Origin of the sequence: Budvicia aquatica DSM 5075 = ATCC 35567 (genome assembly GCF_000427805.1) — a bacterium.
GTDB classification, from domain to species: domain Bacteria; phylum Pseudomonadota; class Gammaproteobacteria; order Enterobacterales; family Enterobacteriaceae; genus Budvicia; species Budvicia aquatica.
In genome coordinates, this window is record NZ_ATYS01000090.1 from 1 (window position 1) to 8,593 (window position 8,593).

The following is an 8,593-nucleotide window of genomic DNA, read 5'->3' on the forward strand; positions in this document are numbered from 1 at the left end:
AACTCGGCCTGGCCCGCTCCGCCCAGTACCAGATGGCTGTTCGGCAGGTCCAGCGTGGCCGTATTCGGGTCGAAATAATTCGATTCGTTAACCAGTGCCTGCGTAGTCCCTTCAAGCACATAGCCGGGTTGCAGTTCCAGCGTGGCTGATTTTTGTNNATNATCCAGTCTATACAGGCCNACGGCCGANCCATCACCGCCATGAACTAAACCCGCCACGGNCAGATAGGTCTCTGCCGTGTTGGTCTCGATNCGAATACCATAACCCTGCTGCGATACAATCGCACCACGGGTAATNGCATCGATAGTGGACAGGCCAGTATCTCCGCTAAAGAGGTAGCTCGATATATGGACAGCGTTATTATCGGTAGCGACCTGATTAACATCCGCGATGATAATTGNACTGCCATTATCGGCATTTCCTTCCAGGTCAATCCCTTCCGCACCGCTAATCTGGCCGACGACAGTCAGGTCAGTTGTTGANAGGCCGGTCTCGGCATACGTGTCCATACGTACCCCTTTGACAGTCGACCTCACATTATTGACATTGATGATGGCTGTCGCATCGCCTGAATACGCGGTGGTTTCGATAACGACCCCCTCGTCCATATTGGCGATAATATCACCGGTCACCGTTACAGCGGTCAAAGTTTGACCCGGATAGCTATAATTATTGATGTAAAGCCCCCGATAGCCGGCGCTAATATTGTTAGCCTTAACGCTTAAAGAGGAATTACCTTCAGAGGCACCACCATATAGATTAATTCCAGCGCCATTTTCCGACTCAATATTTCCCGATACGTCAAGATTGAATAACGTATTCCCCATCTGACTATTTGTATATAAGTCGAGCCCATTATAAAAGGCGGTTACGTTGTTCAACCTGATCGACGTCGTGGCATTACCTTGGCTGGCGCTACTGTACATGGTCACTCCGGTACTAATTCCTGAGTTAATATCTCCCGATACGTCAAGATTGAACAGCTCATTTCCCATCGTAGCACTGGTGTTTAAATTAAGACCACCGTATAAGGCAGTCACGTTGTTCAATTTGATAAACGTATTGGCGTCGCCTTGATAGGCATAGCTGCTCACGTTCATTCCAGCGTCATTTTCTGACTTAATATCTCCCGACATATCAAGATTGAACAACACATTCCCCATATAAGCATTGGTGTTTAAATAGAGCCCTGTACCATAGGTCATTACATTGTTCAACGCGATCGACGTATTGGCATTACCTTCATTTGAGTAAGCACTGAACGTCATGCCGCTCCCTGAAGTGGCCGTGATATCCCCGGTTAGTGCAATATCCGTTAGTACCTCACCATGCTGGGTATAATTATTAATGTTCAAGCCAGAGGAACCACTAATGATATTATTGGCTCGAAATTTGAGGCTTGAAGTACCTTGGTTTGCATACCCACTTAGATTGACCGCAGTACCGGTTCGGGTACGAATATCACCATCGACCTCAATATGGGTTAGTGTATCCCCATCGCCATTGTTATTATAGATATCGAGGCCATAGGACTCAGCAGTAATATTTTTTGAATTAAAATTAACAATACTAGAACCGTTATATCCGTAGTTATTAATAGAGATAGCGGCAGAATCGACGTTGATATCACCGGCCAGATTCATATAGGTATTTACCATACCGTTTTGTGAATAATTATTGCTCTGGATACCTGAATAGCTTGTAATGGCGCCAATGTTCAGGGTAATTGCACTATCTCCCACCGCAGAGGCGTTAAAATGAACGGCTGGATTACTGTTAGTTCCCCCGGATAAATCTCCAAAAATATTGACTAAAATCGTCGAATCCGCACCGCTCTCACTTTCGATCGAAACACCGTTATTAATCGTACCATTAGTCTTAATTATGGTTGTCGTCGATAGCCCGCTAGCGGAAGTATCATTCAGGGTTTTTAAAGAATACGCCCCCTCAGTGTTCAGAGTTGAGGCATTGAGATCGATATAACTAATTGAACCGGAACCTGTAAGAGTTAACGCTGAATCGGTTGTTCCGGGTTCATTCGTACTAAAACCTGCCCCCGTTTCAACGCTAATGTCCATACCGTCAATAGCAATACCTGAGGCATTAGCATTTTCGCAAAGGTAGGCGCCCATTCCTACATTGGTACATGCGGCTTGAACCGATTGCGGCAACACAATGAGAGATAGTGTAAATACAGTCGTTAATAATGCCGTACTTTGATTTAGCGTAGAAAACTCACGCTCAGTCAAAAATTTAATTTCTCTCATTTACATTTATTCCCTGTATTGCCTGATTAATTAGCCACTATTGTTATAAAATCTATGATAAATAAAGTTGATTCAGTTAATATGTTTAACTGCAAAAAATCTAAATATGCTAAATTCAAACACACCAAATATTCATTACATATATTAAAATGAGGAATGCATATAGTTAATCATGTCACCATCCAATTATGTATTTTGCTCCGTACTTATATCTTTCACAGCCCTCTGTTGAGCAAAGTAAATATATTTAGTCTGAAAAGTTAATTTACACTCGCAACACAGATAACGCTGCACACCAGTGACAGCAGTACCATGTCTACGAACGTAGGCAACGTTGTTGCAATTCGGGCAATCCGGTTTATTCTTATACAACGTCTTATCGCTCCTTTAATTAGCCCTATATGTATCATAAACAACACATCTACCGGCCGATGATGTCAATGATTCATAGCTGGGAATACCATAATTAATTTTTATTCGCACTTTACGAAATACTATTTTCATCATCTAAGCAGGTACTATCTATCAAACTATTTACGCTTCATTAGCCTTATAAATGGAGTTAGCCTTACACATCTGACAGTAACAGCATTTTAACTCCGCTTTACTTTTCCCATTTCATACTTTTTAACGCTGCATATCCGATTACAGATATGATTGGTTCTGTGAAAAATATTCTGAATAATCATACGAGCATATGGTTGTAACAATAATCAAATATTAGCAATCACACAATAAATAGAATTAAACCCCAAAAAAAACAATTTAATTATTTTTTAATTCTAAATAAATCAACGTTAAAGTTTGAGATAAAAAAGAATACATAAGGATACAATACAAATGTTACAGATTAACAAGCATGTCAGTACTAATATCTACCCTCTTGCTTAGAAATATTATCCACTTATTGCTATCAACGGCTAAATATCCTATATAACCACAGCCGGACTAAGCTATGCCGCTCATAGCAATGATACCCGACGCCAAAAGATGTCTGATGCCAAAAACCATACATAGAACACATCGCAAGAACCATACTTTCAGGGCCTCCTGTGTTGATGCTCACCGTGGAAATAATATGAATTATGTAGCCAAAGCACGTTGCTGCGTGCGTTCATTGCTAATGACGCAAGATTAATTGATTCACCCTTTGCGTTCTGAAAGGCCTAAATTGATGGTCGGAAGGGCGTGGAAACACTGTTCGCTAGCATATTGGTGAACGGTTACGTCAGCAGTTCAATCATTCACCGGCCGACTTTGGTTATCAGCTTTTTCACTGGAGTACCGAGTTATTGACAATAAAAATCGATGAGGTAATAAGGTGCCGTTTACTTGCTTCAACCATTCGTCACCGGCTTCCCACTGTTGGATTGTAGCTAAGAGCCCTCTCACACTACGTATTCGCCAACCTTATTAAAGAAGAAATAGTATGCTGGCACTGAATCGCCAGTGACTACCAGTGCCGAAATCAGCCGCGCATCAAGGATAACTGCAAGTAAACTCAAAAGAATCAAACCATAAGGCGCACCCAGCCTATAAACCTACACATCGATATGATGAGCCACGCTAAAGATACTGGGCAGAATGATGAAATATTCTCGATGACGGGTCTTTTCATTCAACGGTATCGTGGTAATTCAATGTGCCTCCGTTATATTATTTAGCCAGCAATAATCAGGCACTTAAATATCATACCACTGCAAAAACGGCTTAAGTGCTCACGAGTCAGATAACCTGAGTCTCTGTTACAGAAATAAAAATGGAAAACACCTTGCTCTAATTAATCTATCTTGAATTTTCTCATTCAATACTATTGCAACGTCATAACTATAAGGGATAAATCGTGCTCCTTTACGGACAAAGCGGCTTCCAGCGCTCAACACCCCCGTTATTACAGTACTAGTTATCTCGGAAATACGGCCTCTGCCTGATGCGAACCGTGATGGTTACAAAGCCCCCCAAGTTGCTGCGGCGTCAGCCACAATACCGTTAATGAGCTCAGCGAGTCGGAAGGCTCGCTTAACATCTTTTGAGCGGTTACATCACAACCAATAACCTTATTCTCCGAGATAGCATAATAGCGTGATGGTGCCAGTAACCACGGCATCGGTACCATAATGACTATCGCTAATACCACAACACCACCCATCAATATATCCAAAACGATCATTCTCATCATACAACCTCTTGCTAATCGTTACTGTACTGTTGCAAAAAAGCTGATGCTCTCAGTAAGCAACACCGATAAATTTAACCAAAAAGCTCTTCTCACAAACACGACAGAAGTAGCATCGAATACCGCTACAGGCTTTGCCATACTTGGGGTATGTATCAATTTTTCACAATCAGGGTAAGCTCGATGTACCTTACAACTACCTAACATTTCAAACCTCCTTGCTAAAATCACGGCAGTCCTATTTTTAAACGGTCAATAACACGTGCTTAGGCTGCTAATCTATCGGCTGAACGATTCTAGGAATTCACGTTCGCCACGCCTCGACGAAAGTCATATCAGCAATCATACAAGTAGATTATTTTAAAAAAATCAAATATCGCCAATGTCATAAAAAACAGAATTAAATATCAATAAATTCAATAAAGTTATTTATTTAATTTAAATTAAATAATGTAGTCAGGAGTAAAGGGAAGTTACATAAAGAAATAATACTGGCTTATCAGCGTATCGATAAAATAGGGTCAGACCCAATCAGTAAATAAAATCGAATTAGTTTGGGGGAATATAATGATAATACGCTGATGACTTGCAATATATCAAACCAACAGATACCGTTTATCATTTGATTTTCATGATTTTTTTACAAAAAAAACAGGTAATGATATTGAAAATAAATTAACCACAACCCATTAAGTCAATACAAAACAAATGAGTGGTTACATATTTCACATGTAACCGCTCATAATCATTTAGGAAGGAGCTGGCAAACTGTTGCTGTTGGCATTATCACAAATAATCGTGCTTGAGCTACTACCGAGACCCGCCATTTACCGTGGCGGCTCCCGGTGAATCAGCTATTAGTATGCTCAGCAGCACGTCCGATAGCAGAAACTCAAGCATTTTTCGTGAGACTCGCCCATGGATATACACTACCGGTTAGAAGTTATATTTAATCCCTAACATCACACTAGTATCACTGTAACCTTGATTACCCACTTGTTGGCCGATATTTCCCCAGATGTCTAATTTCTTATTCATCTGACCTTCAACGCCCACTTTCACTTCAGCCACATTTGCCGCACCCGCTTGCTTTACGGTCATGCCATCTAATGTAGTACCGAAATCTTTAGTATTATGAATCCAACTGGCCTCAACAAAAGGCTTAAATGTTGGCCCTTTGACTTCATCTACGCCCCGTTGTGTGCTGATAAAGGACTTCAGACCCAGACGAGTCTGAATATTGTCATTACCGTCACTAGTGACAACCGTACCATTGGTTTCTTTATGAGAGTCAGCCTTTACGCCCATCCAGATGATCTGGGCTTTTGGCTGAATAAAATAACTACCGCTAGCGCTTTCACCTATTTTGAAGGTATAACCACTTTCAACTGAAGTAGTGAACCCTTTTGAATCGTATTTTTCAGCTGCTAAATCTTGTCCATTAACCTGATTGTTAAACCAGCTATATTGCAACCATGAATCAACATAAGCACCTATATTATCTTTACTATCAGCAAACCATGTGCCGTACATACCTACACTGTAACCATCTACTGAGCCGGTAGAACGATAACCGCTACCTTGTGCAACAGTCGAGCTACTACTATTAGCATAACCAGCCATCATACCGATGCGCCATAAATCTTGAGAGTTATTGCTCCATTGCACCACATCCCCCCCTAATTGCATAACGTAGCGGTTATCCTGAGTTTTTAACTCACCGCTATCGTCACGGGAACGATTATGGCTACCTTTATTGCGTAACCATAAGCTGGTGGTTTTCTCTTCACCGGTAAAGACATCCGTATACAGGGTTTCACCCATACGATCGGCCAAACTGCTGACAAACATTGTATTAGCTGCAGCCAGATTTGCGGTATAACTCGCAGGTTCCGGACGACGATCATCAGCTTTTGTTCGCAGATACCAATCACCATCGGTTGGCGAATTCACGCCCCCTTGATACAGGAAGTACTCATAAGCGCCAGCAACCGCACGTCCATTAAGGGTAAATTTCCCACTTGAATTACCACCGACATTGATAATTTTGATGCCTTCAGAAGTACGAGCACCTGTACCACCAATATTATTTACCTTAACATAACTCTGGCCCGTAGTATCACCGGTAATCATGAGTCGATCCGTTGCTGATGAGTCTCCAGCCAGGATAGTATTGAAGACTACCGTACCATTGTCTCCGGTATAGTTACCGTGAATGGTAAAGGTGCCAAAATCACCACCGAGTAATGCATTCGGCATGATCAAAGCACCACGGTTTTCCACATTCCCGGTGACTTGCCCATAACCGCCGAGGGAGCCATTTGCTGTAATTAATACATCACTGGCCAGATTAACAACATTTGATGCCAGAGTAATAACCAGTGCTTGGGATGATGGAGATTCGCCTAGCGAAAGTGTTGATGTTGCTGCTGAACTGCCTAACTGTAACAAACCCTCTTCAATCGTCGTCAGACCCGCATTGACAATATTGCCCTCAATAATCACAGATCCACTGCCACGCTTAACCAGCATGCCATTGCCACTAATGTTATTGGTTAAACTCCACACCGACGCGGTATCCAACACCAACTTGCCTCTGTTGACAACACTGCTATCCCCCAGATGCTGGGCATTATATGCGGTCAGAACAGTTCCTACATCAGTGCTAAATAAGCCCGCATAGCCACTATTGTTACCTGCCAACTGAATATTACTACTATTTGTCAGTAACACATTGCCGTGACTACCGGTCAGGGTATTCGACAATATCCCGGTGCTACTATCCAAATTCAGAGTGCCGTTATTGTTAATCATACCGCCGCCCAAGGCCTGCGTATGATAAAGATGAGCCGTCGCTCCGCTGGCAATATTAGTCCTACCGGTAAAACCGCCATTACCCTGAGTAATACTCAGTGTTCCTGCGGTCAGCGCAAGTTCGCCGCTACCGACCAGTCCCCCGTCAACCTGACCGCCACCAGTAACAGACAATTTTCCATCGTTGAAATTCAGCAAGCTGCCGGTTGCCGTAGTTAACCCGCCAATGCGCTGCTGAGTCCCATTGAGATCGACATTGGTCTGATTGCTCATAGCCAACAGAGAAGTTTGCCCCAGCACCCCGTCAGCATCCAGACGTAAATTGCCCGAACGTACCCACGTTGCACCAGTGTAAGTGTTAGTCGAATTCGATAGTGATACCGTACTACCATCATTAGCAGAAACAAAGGCCAGATCGCCACTGCCGGTAATTTGCGCCGAGAGATCATTTGACTGCTTGCCGTTATTCGCCAATGTCGCTGTCAGGATCAGGGCATCATTACCAGTACTCAACAATTCCAACGCTTTCAATCCATAATTAACATACAGGCCGTCGTAATTGTTACCGGTCGTCATTCCGTAGTTGAATGAGCCAAGTGCAGCCGGAGCGCTGCCGCCAGTATTATAGATATTCTGATAAAAAACAGAGCTTATAGGATCGCCGTTATTATCAGTTAAAGTTAGTTCTTGTCCCGTACCGGTTGCCGTACCGGTTGCCAACGTAACAATGATTTCACCTTCGTCTAATTCCATCACTGACAAACCATCCAGACTTGGTGTCACATTAGCGGGCAAGTTAACCCGAACAGTGCCACCGCCGATGGTGTTGATATTATCGGCAGCGATAGTTCCTTCAGAACTAATGACGCCTGAATTATCGACAAGATTATTAAACAGGATAGTACCGCCGTTCATCGAAAGTGCACCGATATTCTGCACGCCGTCAGCAACCGAAGCAAAACTACTATTGGATAATTTCAGAGTGGAGTTAGCCAATACGGAAGTATTTAAACCGCCGAGATTAAAGGTGGTGTTTTGTAAATTCACAATGCCGCTGAACCCACTGCCCACCGCAGAGCCGAAATCAAATGCCGTACTGGCGTCGTTCTTCGCCACATTCAGCGTGCCGTTACCGGTCAGCGCATGGTTGAATAACGCGATATCGGCCAGCGTCAGCGTGGCATCGGCGATATCGACCGTCACCGTACTGCCTAACCCGTGACTCGCGGTCAGGGTAACGCTCGCACTATCAGCAACCTGCAAGATACCGTTACCGCTTACAGTATTGGCAAAGGTACCGCTAAAGCCCCCCAGTACCAGGCGGTCCTGCGTACCG

Annotated in this window: 3 protein-coding genes; all 3 read right to left on the bottom strand. The window is 43.2% G+C overall.

Going from position 1 to position 8,593, the window contains the following annotated elements; genetic code table 11:
- Nucleotides 1-2,453 precede the first annotated feature (2,453 nt).
- Nucleotides 2,454-2,639, bottom strand: a complete 186-nt coding sequence (locus tag YWE_RS32065) for an IS1/IS1595 family N-terminal zinc-binding domain-containing protein (RefSeq protein ID WP_428829287.1) — start codon at nt 2,637-2,639, stop codon at nt 2,454-2,456.
- Between the two features lie 1,531 nt (nt 2,640-4,170).
- Nucleotides 4,171-4,443, bottom strand: a complete 273-nt coding sequence (locus YWE_RS0120085) for a hypothetical protein (protein ID WP_211231039.1) — start codon at nt 4,441-4,443, stop codon at nt 4,171-4,173.
- Nucleotides 4,444-5,379: 936 nt separating this feature from the next.
- On the bottom strand, nt 5,380-8,593 hold a 3,214-nt coding region (locus YWE_RS0120095; protein ID WP_036016652.1), incomplete at its 5' end, for an autotransporter outer membrane beta-barrel domain-containing protein.

What these genes read in the sequence shown, in the direction of transcription:
- YWE_RS0120085 (WP_211231039.1), bottom strand. Translation starts at nt 4,443, where the DNA reads ATGAGAATGATCGTTTTGGATATATTGATGGGTGGTGTTGTGGTATTA.